A 15858-nucleotide genomic window follows, 5' to 3' on the forward strand; every position below is an offset into this window, starting at 1 on the left:
AGGACCATCCCCCGTGGACCGGACCGGCCACGCCGGACGGGCCCCGGACAGTACAGTGGATCGCATGCCTGATCCCCGCTCCGCGATGTCCACGCCGGAGATCACGGCCACCCTCCACCGCAGGATCAACGACTGGTTCGCCGACCACGGCCGGGACCTGCCGTGGCGCGCTGCGGACTGCAGCCCCTGGGGCATCCTCGTCAGCGAGATCATGCTCCAGCAGACCCCCGTCAGTCGCGTCCTGCCGGTCTGGACCGACTGGCTCGACCGCTGGCCCGCCCCGCGCGACCTGGCGGCGGCACCGGCCGCCGAGGTCCTGCGCGCCTGGGGCCGGTTGGGCTATCCCCGCCGTGCCCTGAGGTTGCAGGCCGCGGCGGCCGCCATCGCCGCCTCCCCGGACGGGGAGGTCCCCCGGACGGCGGGTGAACTGCTGGCCCTGCCGGGAGTCGGTGCGTACACGGCGGCCGCCGTCGCCTGTTTCGCCTTCGGCCGTCCCGAGGTGGTGGTGGACACGAACATCCGGCGGGTCCACGCCCGGCTGGTGTCCGGCCGGGCGCTGCCGGAGAAGTCCCTGACGGCAGCGGAGACGGCGCTGGCCCGCGACCTCATGCCGATCCAGCGCGAGGAGGCCTGCCGGTGGAACGCCTCCGTCATGGAACTCGGGGCGCTGGTCTGCACCGCCCGCTCCCCGCGCTGCGGGGAGTGCCCCGTGGCCGATCTCTGCGCCTGGCGCGCCGCGGGCATGCCGGAGCCCCACTACCGGCCGAGCGGCCAGGCCTGGTCCGGCACCGACCGCCAGGTGCGAGGTGCCGTGATGGCCGTGTTGCGCGAGCAGGGCTCCGTACTCGTCGCCGCCCTTCCCCAGCACCCGACGGCGGTCGCCCGGCTGGGTGCCCACCGCCCGGCCGAGGCCCAGTGGGAGCGCTGCGTGGCGGGTCTCGTCGCCGACGGCCTGGCCCGCAGGGACGACGACGGCCCGGAGGCCGCGCTCAGCCTGCCTCGCTGAGGGGCGTCCGGGCCGTCGGACCGGGGGTACCGTCCCTGCCTGCGGTGGCGGGGCCGTCACCGGGGACGGGGGTGCACCGGGAGGGGACGTCAGTGCTTGTCGCCGCCGAAGACGCGCTTGGCCGCGTCCTTAATGTCCTCACCGGCGTTCTTGAGGTTGCCCTTGACCTCGTCGGCCTTGCCCTCGGCCTTCAGGCGGTCATTGTCCGTCGCCTCGCCGAGGCCCTGCTTGAGCTCTTGCCCTTGGCTTCCTCGGCGCTGTTCTCCATGCGATCTCCGGTGCCCATGTGGCCCTCCCTGATCTCACCGGCCCCGGCCCGCTGCCGGCGGCCTGTCCCAGGAATCATCCTCGTCGGCACCCGGCAGGGCAAGCCGTCAGAGGTGATGGATCATCCGGGTGTTGCCGAGGGTGTTGGGCTTCACGCGCGCCAGGTCGAGGAACTCGGCCACGCCCTCGTCGTGGGAGCGGAGGAGCTCGGAATAGACCTCCGGATCCACGGCGGACTGGTCCTCCATCACCTCGAAGCCGTGGCGGGTGAAGAAGTCGACCTCGAAGGTCAGGCAGAACACGCGGCTCACGCCCACGTCCCGGGCCCGGTCCAGCAACCGGTCGAGGAGCTTGTGTCCCACCCCGTGCCCGCGCCAGTCCGAGGCCGTGGCCAGGGTGCGGACCTCGGCGATGTCCTCCCAGATCACGTGCAGGGCGCCGAACCCGGCCAGTGACCCGTCCGGCGCCTCGGCCACCATGAACTCCTGGATCGACTCGTAGTAGGCCACGGCCTCCTTCTGCAGCAGGACCCGTCGTTGTGCCAGGGGCTCCACGTGGTCACGGATCGCCGGGACGTCCTGTGTCCGTGCGGGCCGGATGAGCAGCTGCGTGGGTTCCATCGGTTCAGTCTAGGACCGTGCGGCGTTCACCCCTCTGCCGTGCCCGCCACCCGGGGTCCGGCGGCGCCGCGACCGGGCCGGTCGGGCGAAGGACCCGGCGTGGGCCCGGACGGCGAAGGACCCGCCCCCTGTCCGGGAACGGGTCCGTGCACGTCGATGGCGACCGGGGCGGTCGGCGGGGCTCAGTTGCCCTGTTCCCCAGACGCCCGTGGGCCCGGTCCGACGGATCGTCGGACCGGGCCCACGGGGCCGACGACGCCTGCCCGGCAGGCCGGCGTCGTCACGGTGTCACTGGCCGGTGGTCTGGGCCTCGATCTCCCCGGCCACCGGCGTCGCCTCGATCGCCTCGGGACGGCTGGTGGTGGAGAAGGTGAGCTTGGCCGTCTCACCCTCACCCTCGAGGTCCACGGTGATGCTGGACCCGGGGGTGATCTCCCCGAAGAGGATCTTCTCGGAGAGCTGGTCCTCCACCAGGTGCTGGATGGTGCGGCGCAGCGGTCGGGCACCGAACGCGGGGTCGTACCCGCGGTCGGCCAGGAACTCCTTGGCCGGCTTCGTGATGGTGATGGTCAGGTCCTGGTCGTCCAGCCGCTTCTGCAGGCGGGCCACGAACAGGTCGACGATCTGCACGATCTCGTCCTTGGACAGCTGCGGGAAGACGATGACGTCGTCCACGCGGTTGAGGAACTCGGGCCGGAAGTGCTGGCGCAGCTCCTCCTGGACCTTGCCCTTCATCCGGTCGTAACCGGTCTGGGTGTCCGCGGCGGACTGGAAGCCCGTCATGACGCCCTTGGAGATGTCCTTGGTGCCGAGGTTCGTGGTCATGATGATCACGGTGTTCTTGAAGTCCACCACGCGCCCCTGGGAGTCGGTCAGGCGACCGTCCTCCAGGATCTGCAGCAGCGAGTTGAACAGGTCCGCGTGGGCCTTCTCGACCTCGTCGAAGAGCACCACGGAGAACGGCCGGCGGCGGACCTTCTCGGTCAGCTGGCCGCCCTCTTCGTAGCCGACGTAACCGGGAGGGGCACCGAAGAGCCGGGAGACCGTGTGCTTCTCCTGGAACTCGGACATGTCCAGGGTGATGAGGGCGTCCTCGTCACCGAACAGGAACTCCGCGAGGGCCTTGGCCAGCTCGGTCTTGCCGACGCCCGTGGGCCCGGCGAAGATGAACGAGCCCGAGGGCCGGTTCGGGTCCTTGAGGCCGGCGCGGGTGCGCCGGATCGCCTGGGACAGGGACTTGATGGCCTCGTCCTGGCCGATGACCCGCTGGTGGATCTCGGCCTCCATGTTGCGCAGGCGGTCGGTCTCCTCCTCGGTGAGCTTGAACACCGGGATGCCGGTGGAGGCGGAGAGCACCTCGGCGATCAGGTCCTCGTTCACCTCGGCGATGCCCTCGGTGACGCCCGTGCGCCACTCCTCTTCCTTGCGGTTGCGCTCGTCCGTGAGCTTCTGCTCCTGGTCGCGCAGGTGGGCGGCGCCCTCGAAGTCCTGGCCGTCGATGGCCGCTTCCTTCTCGGCGCGGACCTCGGCGATCCGGGAGTCGTACTCCTTGATCTCCGGCGGGGTGGTCATGCGCTTGATGCGCAACCGGGCCCCGGCCTCGTCGATCAGGTCGATCGCCTTGTCCGGCAGGAACCGGTCCGAGACGTAGCGGTCCGCCAGCGAGGCCGCGGCCTTGAGCGCGTCCTCGGTGATCGAGACCCGGTGGTGGGCCTCGTACCGGTCCCGCAGCCCGCGCAGGATCTCGGTGGTCTCCTCCACGGTGGGCTCGTTGACCTGGATCGGCTGGAACCGGCGCTCCAGCGCCGCGTCCTTCTCGATGTGCTTGCGGTACTCGTCCAGGGTGGTGGCACCGATGGTCTGCAGTTCGCCGCGGGCCAGCATCGGCTTCAGGATGGAGGCCGCGTCGATCGCGCCCTCGGCCGCGCCGGCGCCGACGAGCGTGTGGATCTCGTCGATGAACAGGATGATGTCCCCGCGGGTGCGGATCTCCTTGAGCACCTTCTTCAGGCGCTCCTCGAAGTCACCGCGGTACCGGGAGCCGGCCACGAGGGACCCGAGGTCCAGGGTGTAGAGCTGCTTGTCCGTCAGCGTCTCGGGCACGTCGCCGCGCACGATCGCCTGGGCCAGGCCCTCGACGACGGCGGTCTTGCCGACGCCGGGCTCGCCGATGAGCACCGGGTTGTTCTTGGTGCGGCGGGACAGCACCTGCATGACCCGCTCCATCTCCTGGGCGCGGCCGATCACCGGGTCCAGCTTGCCCTCGCGGGCGGCGGCGGTGAGGTTGCGGCCGAACTGGTCCAGGACCACGGAGCCGGCCGGGGCGCCCTCGGACTGGCCGCCGGAGGACACACCGGCGCCCGCGGTCTCCTTGCCGCCGGCACCGCCCTGGTAGCCGGACAGCAGCTGGATGACGGTCTGGCGGACGCGGTTCAGGTCCGCACCGAGCTTCACGAGGACCTGGGCGGCGACGCCCTCGCCCTCGCGGATGAGGCCGAGCAGGATGTGCTCCGTGCCGATGTAGTTGTGGCCCAGCTGGAGGGCCTCGCGCAGCGACAGCTCGAGGACCTTCTTGGCGCGCGGCGTGAAGGGGATGTGGCCCGAGGGCGTCTGCTGTCCCTGGCCGATGATCTCCTGGACCTGCTCGCGCACGGCCCCCAGGGAGATGCTGAGCGACTCGAGGGCCTTGGCGGCCACTCCCTCGCCCTCGTGGATCAGGCCGAGCAGGATGTGCTCGGTACCGATGTAGCTGTGGTTGAGCATCCGCGCCTCTTCCTGCGCGAGTACCACCACCCGCCGGGCACGGTCCGTGAATCTCTCAAACATGGGCACACTCCTTGCTGACTGTGCCTCCGATGCTACGCACCGGGGGACGAGTTCGGGCGGCTGTTCGCCGTAGGGAGAACAACCGCCCGGCACCGCTGCGGGGCCTCGGTTCCGTCAGGCCCGCGCGCCGCCCCGCGTCACTTCTTGGCGTTGCGGTAGGCCTCGACGATGTCCCGGTGCAGCCGGCCGCGCTGGGAGACCTCGTAGCCGTTCTCGGCGGCCCACTCGCGGATCTTGGCGGCCTCGTTCCCCGGGGTCGGCGGGGCCACGGCCCGGGCCTTGCGGAGGTACGGCTTGAGCGTGGACCGCAATTCCTTCGCGTGCTCGGACGAGAGGTCGATCTCGTAGTGCCGGCCGTCCAAGGCGAACTGGAGGGTCTCGTCGGCCGGTGTTCCGTCTAGATCGTCAACCAAGACCACTTCTACTTTCTGCGCCACGGCCATTCCCCTTCGATATGTCAACGGAGCTTTCGGAACGGATGTTCCCGGCACCAACAGTCCGGATATCCTCAACCAGGGAATCCCTATTGCCTTCTTCCGATCCGGCGCCCAGTTCAGAGTATCCCGGATCCCTATTATGTTTACCAACTGAAGGTCGACGCGCGCCCTGCTCTCACGGCGAACTCACAGCTTGAGAATCGGGATATCCCCTCGATGAAATGCGGGAAGGCGCCGTCACGAAGCGGTCGTGGGACCGGCCCCGCGGCCGTCACCGGCGTCGTCGGCGGTCGTCTCGCCGGCGGTTCCACCGGCACCGTCCCGGGAGCCGCGCTCCGCCCGCAACCGGGCCCATTCCTCCGCCTCGCGCTCCTCCAATTCGGCGCGCGCGTTCCGCTCGCCGCTGTCCGCCCGGAACAGGGATCGCATGACGAGCCAGAAGATCAGCCCCAGTCCCACGGAGGGGGCCAGGACGGAGAAGTACTCCCAGAAGGTGTCCATCAGCTGCCCGACCCCTGGGACTCCGGCTTGAGCAGCGGGAACAGGATGGTCTCCCGGATCCCGGCCCCGGTGAACAGCATGACGAGGCGGTCGATCCCGAGCCCGATGCCGCCCATGGGCGGGGCGCCGTACTCCAGGGCGCGCAGGAAGTCGTCGTCCAGCTGCATCGCCTCGTCGTCACCCGCGGCGGACGCCTCCGACTGCGCGGTGAGCCGCTCCCGCTGGATGACCGGGTCGATCAGCTCGGAGAAGGCCGTGCCGCGTTCCATGCCGCCGATGATGAGGTCCCAGGCCTCGATCACGCCGGGCTTGGACCGGTGCGGGCGGGCCAGCGGCTGGGCGGCCGGGGGGTAGTTGTAGACGAAGGTCGGATCGATGAGCGTGGGCTCCACGATCTCGCCGAACAGCTCGATGACGAGCTTCTCCGCGTCCCAGAACCCGTCATAGGCCACCTCGTGCTCCTCGGCGATGGCGCGCAGCTCCTCCACCGTGGTGTCCGGGGTGATCTCCCGGCCCACGGCCTCCGACAGGCCGGGGTAGACCTCCAGCCAGCGCCATTCCCCGTCCAGGTCGATGGTGCCCCGGGGCGTCTCGATCCGGCGGCCCGCACCGATGGCGTCCGCGGCATTGAGGATCATCTCCTGCATCCGCTCGGCCATGACGTGCATGTCCGCCCAAGCCTCGTAGGACTCCAGGGTGGTGAACTCCGGGGAGTGGGTGGAGTCCACGCCCTCGTTGCGGAACACGCGGCCGATCTCGAAGACCCGGTCGATCCCGCCGACCACGGCACGCTTCAGGTAGAGCTCGGTGGCGATCCGCAGGGTCATCCCCTGGTCGAACGCGTTCAGGTGGGTCTCGAACGGACGGGCATGGGCGCCGCCGTGGATCAGCTGCAGGACCGGGGTCTCCACCTCCACGTACCCGCGGTCCTCGAGGGTGCGGCGGATGGAGCGGATGATGGCGGCCCGGGTGTGGACCATCTGCCGCGCCTCGGGGCGCACGATGAGGTCCGCGTAGCGCTGGCGCACCCGGGTCTCCTCGTTGAGTCCGGCGTGCAGCACGGGCAGCGGACGCAGCGCCTTGGAGGCCATCTGCCAACCGTCGGCCATGATGGACAGCTCCCCGCGGCGGGAGGCGATCACCTCGCCCTGGACGGCGATGTGGTCACCCAGGTCCACCAGGTGCTTCCAGTCCGCGAGGGACTCCTCGCCCACGTTGGCCAGCGAGACCATGACCTGCAGCCGGGTGCCGGCGCCGTCGTCGCCACCCTCCTGCAGCGTGGCGAAGCAGAGCTTGCCGGTGTTGCGCAGGAACACCACGCGCCCGGCCACGCCGACCCGCTGGCCGGTCTCGGCACCCGGCTCCAGGTCCGGGAAGTCCGCCCGGACGCGTGCCAGGGAGTGCGTGCGGTCCACGACGACCGGGTAGGCCTCGCGCCCGGAGGCCAGGATCTCGTCGCGCTTGTCCTGGCGGACCTGCCGCTGGTCACTGGTCGTGGGGTCGCTGGGCTGTCCGTCCACCGTTGCCGGCGGGACCGGGGAGTTCTGGGTCGTCACGGTCAACCAGTCTACGGCTCACCAGATGGTGACGCGCTCGGCCGGATCCAGCCACATGCCGTCACCCGGCCGGGTCCCGTAGGCCTCGTGGAAGGCGTCGAGGTTCCTCACCACCTGGTTGCAGCGGAACTCGTTGGGCGAGTGCGGGTCGGAGGTGATCCGCGTGATCGTGGTCTCCGGGCGGGACAACTGGCGCCAGCACTCCGCCCAGGACGCGAAGAACGCGCGGTCCTGCTCCACCTGGGCCTCATCGGCCGCGGAGGCCTCCACCGGCCCTCCGGCCTCGGGGTGGGCCCCGACCGGGCGGCCGGTCGCCTCGGACCGGGCGGCCGTCCCCTCGGCTCCGGCCGCCCGGGCCGGGCCGGCGGTGTCACCGGTGCGGTCGGCGTCGGCGTTCTCCTCGCGCCAGATCTCCAGCGCCTTGTAGGCGATGCCCAGCCCGCCCAGGTCACCGATGTTCTCGCCCAGGGTGAGCCGGCCGTTGACGCAGTGCTCCGGGGCCTCACTGGGGCGCAGCACCTCGAACTGTTCCACGAGCCTGGCGGTGCGCTCCTCGAAGGCAGCACGGTCGGCGTCGGTCCACCAGTTCCGCAGGGTGCCGTCCCCGGTGTACTGGGAACCCTGGTCGTCGAAGCCGTGGCCGATCTCATGTCCGATGACGGCGCCGATGGCCCCGAAGTTCTCGGCCGGGTCCCGGCCGGGGTCGAAGAACGGCGGCTGCAGGATGGCCGCGGGGAAGACGATCGCGTTCTCCAGCGGGGAGTAGTAGGCGTTGACCGTCTGCGGGGTCATGTGCCATTCCTCGGGATCCGGGCCGGTCTCGATCTTGGTCAGGTCCCGTTCGAACTCGAACGCGGAGGCCGCACGCACGTTGGCCACCAGGTCGTCGGGATCCACCTCGAGGGAGGAGTAGTCGATCCACTTCACCGGATAGCCGACCATGGGCTTGAACATGGACAGCTTCTCCAGCGCCCGCTGACGGGTCTCCTCCCCCATCCACTCGAGCGTGGAGATGGACCGGCGGTAGGCCTCCAGCAGGGTGGAGACGAGCTGGTCCATGGTCGCCTTGTGGCCCTCGGGGAAGTGCCGGGCCACGTACAGCCGGCCCACGTCCTCACCCACGGCCCCGTTGACGAAGGCCACCCCGCGCTTCCAGCGGGGCTTGACCTCCTCTGTGCCGGCGAGCTTGCGGCCGTAGAAGGCGAAGTGCTCGTTGACGAAGGCCTCGGTCAGATAGGGCGCGGCCGAGCGCAACACCTGCAGCTGCAGCCACAGCTTCCAGTCCTCCAGGTCCTCGGCGAGCAGCAGCTGCTGCATGGCGGCCAGGAAGTCCGGCTGCCAGGCCACCACCTCGGCACTGCGGGAGGCCTGCGCCCCGATGCCCTCCAGCCAGCGCTCGGCCAGCGGGAAGGACTCCAGCAGGGTCGCGCGGTCCAGCAGGTTGTAGCGGGCCACCGCGTCCCGGCACTTCACCACGTCCCAGTGGGCGGCGGCGATCTTCACCTCCAGGTCCACCACGCGGTCCGCGTACGCCCGGGTCTCCGGGGTGTCACCGCCGATGCCGGCCAGCTGGAAGAGGTTGCCCACGTGCTGCCGGTAGTCGCCCAGCAGCTCGGCGAACTTCTCCTCCCGGTAGTAGGACTCGTCCGGCAGGCCCAGTCCGTCCTGGAGCAGGTGCAGCAGCATGCGCTCCGGGTTCCCGGCGTCGTTGAGGGCACCGGTCTGGATCAGGCCGCTGACCCCGGTGCGCTGCAGACTGCCGGAGAGCTCGAGGAACTCCTCGACGTCCTCCACGGCCTCGATCTCGGCCAGGTCGGCCACGATCGGCTCCAGCCCCCGGTCCTCCACGCTGGACTCGTCCATGAAGGAGGCGTAGAGCGCGCCGATGCGCCGGCGGGCGCCCTCGTCGTCGGCGCCGGCGGTGAACGGACCGGACTCCCTGCTGGCCCCGGGGCCGGACCAGAAGTGGGCGGCGGCGTCCTCTGCCAATCGGCGGACCGCGGCCTCGGAGGCGTCGCGCAGCTCCATGAAGGCACCGTAGGTCCCCTGGTCCGCGGGGATGGTCGTGGACTCCATCCAGGCGCCGTTGACGTGCCGGTAGAGGTCCTCGCGGGCGGTCGGCTGGCTGGTGGCGGTCACGGTCTGGCTCACGCGGGCTCCTGGGGCAGTCGGGGGTCGACGGCGGCGCCGGGGAGCGGGTGCCCAGCGGCGCCGGGGTACCGGTCCGGTGGGCACCGGACCGCAGCTTGCGTCCGATCCTATCCGGGGCGGCGCCCGAGCGCCGCCCCGGCCCGGGAAGGGGGCGGAGGCCGCCCACCGGGCGCTCAGGACGAGGCGGGCAGCACCATGTTGTCGATGAGCCGGACCGGGGCGAATTCCGCGGCCACCAGCGCCAGGGCCTCACGCTCCAGCGGGCGGCCCCATTCCTCCGGGGTCAGCGGCTCGAGGGTGGCATGGTCCACCACCTCGAGGTAGTCGAGCCCGGCCAGTGGCTCTGCCTCGATCATCGCCCGGGCCGCGCCGACGTCGAGCGGCCGGCCCTCCTCCGCGGCCCGCCGGAGGGTCCCCAGCGAGCGGTGGAGCACGAGGGCCGCCTCGAGCGCCTCCGGGGACAGTCGCGTGTTGCGGCTGGACAGCGCCAGCCCCTCCGGCGAGCGCACCAGCGGCACGGCCCGGATCTCCAGGTCGAAGTCCAGGTCCGCGCGCATGCGGCGCAGCACCGCCAGCTGCTGGGCGTCCTTCTGACCGAAGTAGCTGAGCAGCCGCGCCGGGACCGGGGGAAGGGCGGTGTGCCAGAGCTTGGCGACGACGGTGCAGACGCCGTCGAAGTGACCGGGCCGGCTGGCTCCCTCCAGGACCTCGCCCATGTGCCCGGCCGAGACCGTGACGATCGGGGCGTCCGGGTACCCGGGGTACATCTCCGCCAGGTCCGGGGCGAACACCAGCTCGCACCCCTCCGCCCCGAGGATCTCCCGGTCCGCCTCGAGCGTGCGGGGGTAGTTCTCCAGGTCGGCGGGGTCGCCGAACTGCAGCGGGTTGACGAAGACGGAGGCCACCACGATGTCGGTCTCGGCGCGGGCCTGCCGGACCAGGGCGGCGTGCCCGCCGTGCAGGGCACCCATGGTGGGGACCAGGCCCACGGTGGGCGCCGGCAGCCCGGAGAGGACGGCCGCGCGCACCTTCTCCGCGAGCGCCGCCCGGAACCCGGCCCGGGTGCGGTGCACGGCGGGCAGGTCCTGGTCGCCCGTGGCGTGCCGGGCGGTGTCCTCCAGGGTCAGGCCCGTGCCGGGGGGGACGGGGGTGCGGTCGGGGACGCGGTCGAGTGGGCTCACGCAGGCGAGTCTACGAAAGTGGAGACCCCTCGGCGGACCGGACAGACTGGGGGCATGCACCTCATGACCGTCTGCCTGGGAAACATCTGCCGCTCGCCCGCCGCCGAGGCGGTGCTGGTCCATCGGTTGCGCGAGGCCGGCCTGGATGACGTGACCGTCAGCTCGGCGGGGACCTCGGACTACCACCTGGGCGAAGCGCCCCACGTCATGAGCAGCACCGAGGGTGAGGCCCGCGGTTACGCGTTCACCTCCGTGGGCGCCCAGTTCGCGGTGGAGGACTTCGACACCGCCGACCTGATCCTGGTCATGGACGCCGCCAACGATCGCGACGTGCGGGCGCTGGCCCGCGGCGCCGACGACGAGCGGAAGGTGGTGCGCCTCGGTGCCTTCGCCCGTGACGTGGCCGGCCGGGGCGTCCGTGACGTGCCGGACCCCTACGGCCTTCCCGAGAGCGCGTTCGTGTCCATGTACGACCAGATCGAGGACGCCGTCGACGGCCTGGTCCGGTCCCTGCAGGACGGCACGCTGCAGCAGGTCCTGGACACCCGGCGCGCCGGGAGCGTCCGGAGCGGACACCGTCCGGCGTGAGATCCGGCCGATCTCCCGTCCGCCCGGAGCGTGGACGTGCCCCGGGGCACCGGCGCTGACGCGTCGATGCCCCGGGGCGGGTGGGACGAGCCGGGCGGCTCAGCGCCGGATCAATAGCGCTCCGTGGTCCCCTGGACGTGGCGCGCCGACTCGGCGGACTCGTCCTTGAGCTGACCGGCCTTGTCCTGTCCCTCGGCCTTGACGTGCTCCGCGCCGGTGGCGGCGGTGTCCTTCACGGACTCCATCGCCTCCTGGGCCTGGGGCTTGAGGTTCTCACCCATCTCCTGGGCCGCGGACTTCGCCTCATCCACCAGGGGCGCGGCCTGGTCCTTGACCTTCTCGGCGGCCTGTTGCTCGGCCTGCGAGGCGGGAATGAGCGAACCGACCAGCCAGCCGGCCCCCAGCGCGATCAGCCCGGCCGCCAGCGGGTTGCCCCGGGTGCGACGGCGGACCTGCGACGGAGCCTGCTGGAGCCCGTGCACGGCGTCCTCGGCCCGGTGCTGCACGTCGTGGGCGACGTCGTGGGCGCGGTCCTTGAGCCCGGGTTCGGATCGGTGGGAGTACGGGTCGGTGGGACTGCCCATGATGGTCTCCTTGAAGTCGGTCATGCGTTCACGGACGCGATCGCCCTGGCGGTGGACGGCCCGGGTGGGACTGGCCTTCTCGGCCAGCGCGTCCACGTCGCGGCTGAGCTCGTGCCGGGTGCGCTCGATGTCGGCGCGGATCTCATCGGGATTGTTGCTCATGGGGTCTCCTTGTTCGGGTTCAGGGTCGGTGGGATCTCCTGAACCGTCTCCTGGGTCTGGCGCAGACCCTTCATGCGGTCGAAGTACTTCTTGCCCGTGACGGCCAGGACGGCGGCGACGATGGCCCACACGACGGCGACGATCAACGCCGCCCAGCCCAGGTGCATCACGGACCCCAGGGCCCACATCAAGGCCATGGACAGGAACATCAGCACGAGGAAACCGGCCACGGCCGCACCGGCGAACAGCCCCGCCCCGCTGCCGGCCTTCTTCGCCTCGACGGTCGCCTCGGCCTTGGCCAGCTGGATCTCCTGCCGCACCAGGGTGGACAGGTTCTCGGAGAAGCTGGCGAACATCTCCCCCAGGGACTCGGTCCGTGCCCGGTACTCGGCCTCCGGCATCGGTGCCTCCGTGGACCCCGTGCCCGACGCCGGCCGGCCGGCACCCGCGGCACCGGTGACACCCGCGGCTCCCGCGCCCGGGACGGCGCCGGCGGGCGTCGGCCGGTGCTGGTGAGGATCGGTGGTCACGGGCGTCCCCCCGCATCGGGTCGGCCGGCGTCATAGGGCCTCTGCGCTGCCGGCGTGCCAAGGATCTCGTCCGCTGCGGGAGCACCGGTGCCGAGGTCGGTCCCGGCGACGGTTGGCGGGATCGTCGGCGGCACGGCCGGAGGCACGGGGACCTGTCCGACGCCTCCCCCGCCGCCGGTGATTGCTGCGTCCTCCGGGTAGACGGTGCCCGGAACCCTGCCGACCGGGACCGGGCCCGGTGAGGTGGGGGTGCGCGTCGGTGCGTGACGGGGGCCGTCGTCGTGAGCGTCCTTCAGCCCCCGCGTCAGTCGTCCGGCGAGCAGGCCGATGCCGGCGGCGACGGCCAGGAACGTCCCGGGCCGGCGGGCCGCGAACCGGCGCACGTCGTCGAGCAGGTCCATGGGTTCACTGGACTCCAGCCGCTGTGTGACCCGGTGAGCGCGCTGGGAGAGCATCGAGACGGCCTGGTTGACCAGGTCGGACTCGGGCCGCTCGCCACGGGAGATGCGGTCCAGGTCCTCGGAGATGCCGCGCGTCTGGGCGGCCAGCCGGTCCTTCTGCGTGGCCAACTGGGAGGTGGCCTCCTGCTTGGCCGATGCGGCCAGGTCCTTGGCCTGGCCCACGGCCTCGTCCTTGACGTGCCGGGCCTCGTCCCTGGCCGTGCCGGCGACGTCACGGGCGGCGTCCTGGGCCTCGGCGCCGAGGCGCCCGGCCTCCTGCCTCGCCGTCTCCTTGGTGCCCCCCTCGGAGGTCGTCGGATAATCCGGGTTCAGCGTCATGGGGTGTCCTTCCGATCACGGCCCGCATCCTTGGTGTGGACGGGCCCTGTGGGCGCGACTGTAGCCCGGGGCCCCCCGGGCGTGGGTACCCCTCATCGGCTGCCGAACGCGGGGTCCGGTCACCCCGGAGGGCCGGTCAGTCCCCCAGCGCGTCCAGCAGTTCGGCCACCGTCGCCTCGGACAGGGCACCGCGCATCAGGGCGCGCACCGCCGTCGCCCGCGCCATGGCCCGGTACGCCTGCCCGACGTCGGCCGGGACGCCCTCGGCGCCCAGCACCTCCAGGTGCCGCCGCACGGTCCCCACGTCCCCGCGGGCCACCGGCCCGGTCAGGGCGCCGTCCCCGTTGGCGAGGGCGTTCTCCAGGGAGGCGTGCATGAGCGGCGAGAGCATCCGGTCGGTCTGCTCCACGCCGATCGAGGCCAGCAGCTGGGCGGACTGGGCGGTGAGGGTGACGAGGTGGTTCGAGGCGTGCGCCAGCGCCGCGTGGTAGGTGCCGCGGTCCGCCTCGGCGATGACCGCGGGCTCCCCGCCCATCTCCACGACGAGCGCCTGGGCGACCGGCAGCACGATGGCGTCCGCGGTGACCCCGAACATGCAGTCCGCCAGCCGGGCGATGTCCAGGCTCAGGCCGGTGAAGGACATCGCCGGGTGGATGGCCAACGGGATCGCCCCGGCGGCGCGCACCGGGTCGAGCACGGACACCCCGTGCCGTCCGGAGGTGTGGACCACCAGGTGGCCGGTCTGGAAGTGCCCGGCGTCGGCGAGCCCGGAGACCAGCTCCGGCAGCACGTCGTCCGGGACGGCGAACAGCACCAGCTCGGACCGGCGCAGGATCTCCGGGATCTCGAGTATGGGCACCTCGGGCAGCAGGGACTCCGCACGGCTCCGGGAGGCCTCGGAGACCGCGTGCACCCCCGTGACGGCGTGTCCGGCGTTGCGCAGGGCGGCCCCGAGCACGGCACCGACCTTGCCGGCGCCGATGATCCCGATCCCCAGCCGGCCCGGACGGCCCGCGGGCGCCCCGCTGAACGGCGAGGTCATTCGACGACCTGCCGGGTGCGCTGTTCGAACCGGGCCAGCTCGTCCGGACGCATCCACTCGTTCCGGTCCCGCAGCCGACGGGCCTGCCCGGCGACCTCACGTTCTGCGCGGAACAAGTCCATGGCCACGGCCGCGTCCAGCTGGTCCACCCTCGGGCTGATCGGGCCGGGTGGGATGTGGAACGTCACGGTGGCCGCTCCGCGCCAGCGTTCGACCGGTCCCTGGAGCAACTGCAGCGACTGGATGCGCTCGTGGGGCAGCAGGACCAGTTCACGGTTGAGCCGTCCCGAGCGGATCATCAGCAGGGACCGCGTGGAACGGAAGCCGTGCCGGCGCCAGACCAGGGGGGAGAACCAGCGCATCCGCGGGGTGGTGGTCACGAAACCGTGGTCAGCCCCGGAACCGTCGAGACCCGCGTGCACCAGCTCCCGGGCCTCCTCGGCCGTCCCCACCCCGGGATCCGGTGCCACCACCGTGAGGACGCGCAGCACGTCGTCGAAGGTGCCCACCGGCAGCAGCCTGGACTTGCCGGTGGTGCCGTCGAGGGACTCCCCGTACCCGGCCACCGTCACGGCCATCCGGTACCAGCCGAACAGCCTCCAGAGCAGGGGGCGACTGACCTTCACGGCCTGGATCCGGCCCGGGGGCACGGTCTGCGAGGTGGTGTCCAGCAGGCCGTAGCGCAGGCGCAGCCCGTCCGGGATCGAGGCGACGGTGAAGTTCCACCCGCCGTTGACGGAGGACCAGATGCTGCTGCCGACGCCGAACAGGATGCCGAGCAGCGCCGGCACACTCAGGGCCGAGCCCACCTCGGCGAAGAACTCCTGCGCCACGTTCTCGGGCATCCACCAGTGGATGGCCAGCAGGCCGGCCCCGTAGAGGATCCCGAAGACCAGCACGGCCGAGACGAGACCGGATCCGGTCAGCGTCGCACCGATCAGCCGGCCGGGCGGCACCCGCAGCATGACCCGCTCGGTCTCCTCCTCATAGTCGTAGCCGATGCCGGCCGCGACCACCGGGGCAGGCGCGTCTGACAGGTGTGAACTTTCAGACGGCGCTGACGGTGGTGCCGGGGGGGCCGGGTCCGCGGCATCGGGGACCCGGCCCGGGCCCCCGTCACCCAGGCCGGTCCCGTCGTCGACCCGTCCGGGGTGTGCGGCGGGGGCACCGGGGTACGGTCCCTGACCCGCCGGGGCCTGCGCGGCCTCGACCGGGTCCTGTCCGGACTGGATCCCGGCGGCCCGGCGCATGATCTCCTGGCGCAGCATCCGGGCCTCGTCCATCCGCAGGAAGGACAGGCTCATCGCCGAGTCACCACCGTCGGCCGTCTCGAACTTCAGCTCCGCCAGCCCGGCGATCCGCGCCAGCAGGGGCTGCTTGATGTCCACCGCCTGGACCCGGTCCAGCCGGGCGTGGCGGTGCTGCCGGAACACGACGCCGGACCGGACCTCGACCTTGTCCGCGCCCATGCGGTACCGGGTGAACCGCCAGGACAGGAAGAACCCGCCGAGGATGAGCAGGAAGACTCCCCCGACGATCGCCGCCCCTAGTCCGAGGGCACCGGTGTTCGCGAACAGGGCACCGGTGGTGGCCGCCCGGTAGATGTCCTCGAAGGCGTTCTCTGCCCG

Annotated in this window: 15 protein-coding genes; 2 read left to right on the forward strand and 13 right to left on the reverse strand. The window is 71.7% G+C overall.

Going from position 1 to position 15858, the window contains the following annotated elements; translation table 11 throughout:
* The first annotated feature begins 64 nt into the window (after nt 1-64).
* Nucleotides 65-1006, forward strand: a complete 942-nt coding sequence (locus GGQ69_RS15625) for an A/G-specific adenine glycosylase (protein WP_183530232.1) — start codon at nt 65-67, stop codon at nt 1004-1006.
* Between the two features lie 89 nt (nt 1007-1095).
* Here the strand turns inward: GGQ69_RS15625 and GGQ69_RS16920 are convergent, their stop codons facing one another.
* The 8 genes from GGQ69_RS16920 to panC all read right to left on the reverse strand — a co-directional run bounded on the left by GGQ69_RS16920 (nt 1096) and on the right by panC (nt 10545).
* Entirely contained in the window at nt 1096-1200 is a 105-nt protein-coding gene (locus tag GGQ69_RS16920; RefSeq protein ID WP_370577207.1) for a hypothetical protein, read from the reverse strand.
* A gap of 180 nt (nt 1201-1380) precedes the next feature.
* A complete protein-coding gene (locus GGQ69_RS15635; protein ID WP_183530234.1) occupies nt 1381-1893 on the reverse strand; it encodes an amino-acid N-acetyltransferase in 513 nt (170 codons plus the stop codon).
* Between the two features lie 288 nt (nt 1894-2181).
* Nucleotides 2182-4719: an ATP-dependent Clp protease ATP-binding subunit gene (locus GGQ69_RS15640; RefSeq protein WP_183530236.1), complete on the reverse strand. Its 2538-nt coding sequence runs from the start codon at nt 4717-4719 to the stop codon at nt 2182-2184.
* Nucleotides 4720-4856: 137 nt separating this feature from the next.
* Nucleotides 4857-5156: an Lsr2 family protein gene (locus GGQ69_RS15645; protein WP_029139062.1), complete on the reverse strand. Its 300-nt coding sequence runs from the start codon at nt 5154-5156 to the stop codon at nt 4857-4859.
* Between the two features lie 237 nt (nt 5157-5393).
* The gene (locus tag GGQ69_RS15650; protein WP_183530260.1) at nt 5394-5657 is read right to left on the reverse strand and encodes a hypothetical protein; all 264 of its coding nucleotides are present in this window, start codon (nt 5655-5657) and stop codon (nt 5394-5396) included.
* Nucleotides 5657-7213, reverse strand: a complete 1557-nt coding sequence (gene lysS, locus GGQ69_RS15655) for a lysine--tRNA ligase (protein WP_370577205.1) — start codon at nt 7211-7213, stop codon at nt 5657-5659. The genes GGQ69_RS15650 and lysS overlap by 1 nt, the downstream gene beginning before the upstream one ends.
* An 18-nt stretch (nt 7214-7231) precedes the next feature.
* The gene (locus GGQ69_RS15660; protein ID WP_183530238.1) at nt 7232-9364 is read right to left on the reverse strand and encodes a M13-type metalloendopeptidase; all 2133 of its coding nucleotides are present in this window, start codon (nt 9362-9364) and stop codon (nt 7232-7234) included.
* 173 nt (nt 9365-9537) lie between these two features.
* On the reverse strand, nt 9538-10545 hold the full coding sequence (gene panC / locus GGQ69_RS15665; protein WP_370577206.1) for a pantoate--beta-alanine ligase: 1008 nt from the start codon (nt 10543-10545) through the stop codon (nt 9538-9540).
* A 54-nt stretch (nt 10546-10599) separates the two neighbouring features.
* Here panC and GGQ69_RS15670 point away from each other — a divergent pair, with 54 nt between their 5' ends.
* Nucleotides 10600-11133 carry a low molecular weight protein-tyrosine-phosphatase gene (locus GGQ69_RS15670; protein ID WP_183530242.1) on the forward strand — a complete coding sequence of 178 codons (534 nt, stop codon included), beginning with the start codon at nt 10600-10602 and terminating at the stop codon, nt 11131-11133.
* Nucleotides 11134-11243: 110 nt separating this feature from the next.
* On the opposite strand, the gene GGQ69_RS15675 is transcribed toward GGQ69_RS15670, so the two are convergent.
* The 5 genes from GGQ69_RS15675 to GGQ69_RS15695 all read right to left on the reverse strand — a co-directional run.
* On the reverse strand, nt 11244-11879 hold the full coding sequence (locus GGQ69_RS15675) for a DUF3618 domain-containing protein (RefSeq protein WP_183530244.1): 636 nt from the start codon (nt 11877-11879) through the stop codon (nt 11244-11246).
* Nucleotides 11876-12280 carry a phage holin family protein gene (locus GGQ69_RS15680; protein WP_183530258.1) on the reverse strand — a complete coding sequence of 135 codons (405 nt, stop codon included), beginning with the start codon at nt 12278-12280 and terminating at the stop codon, nt 11876-11878. Before GGQ69_RS15680 ends, GGQ69_RS15675 begins: the two co-directional genes overlap by 4 nt.
* A 125-nt stretch (nt 12281-12405) precedes the next feature.
* Nucleotides 12406-13188, reverse strand: coding sequence for a hypothetical protein (locus GGQ69_RS15685; RefSeq protein ID WP_183530246.1), 783 nt, complete (start codon nt 13186-13188; stop codon nt 12406-12408).
* 136 nt (nt 13189-13324) lie between these two features.
* Nucleotides 13325-14230: a Rossmann-like and DUF2520 domain-containing protein gene (locus GGQ69_RS15690; RefSeq protein WP_183530248.1), complete on the reverse strand. Its 906-nt coding sequence runs from the start codon at nt 14228-14230 to the stop codon at nt 13325-13327.
* The coding region (locus GGQ69_RS15695) for a PH domain-containing protein (protein ID WP_183530250.1) at nt 14227-15858 on the reverse strand (1632 nt) is incomplete at its 5' end. The genes GGQ69_RS15695 and GGQ69_RS15690, both read right to left, overlap by 4 nt.

It is taken from the genome of Micrococcus sp. TA1 (assembly GCF_014199555.1).
Classification (GTDB): Bacteria; Actinomycetota; Actinomycetes; order Actinomycetales; family Micrococcaceae; genus Citricoccus.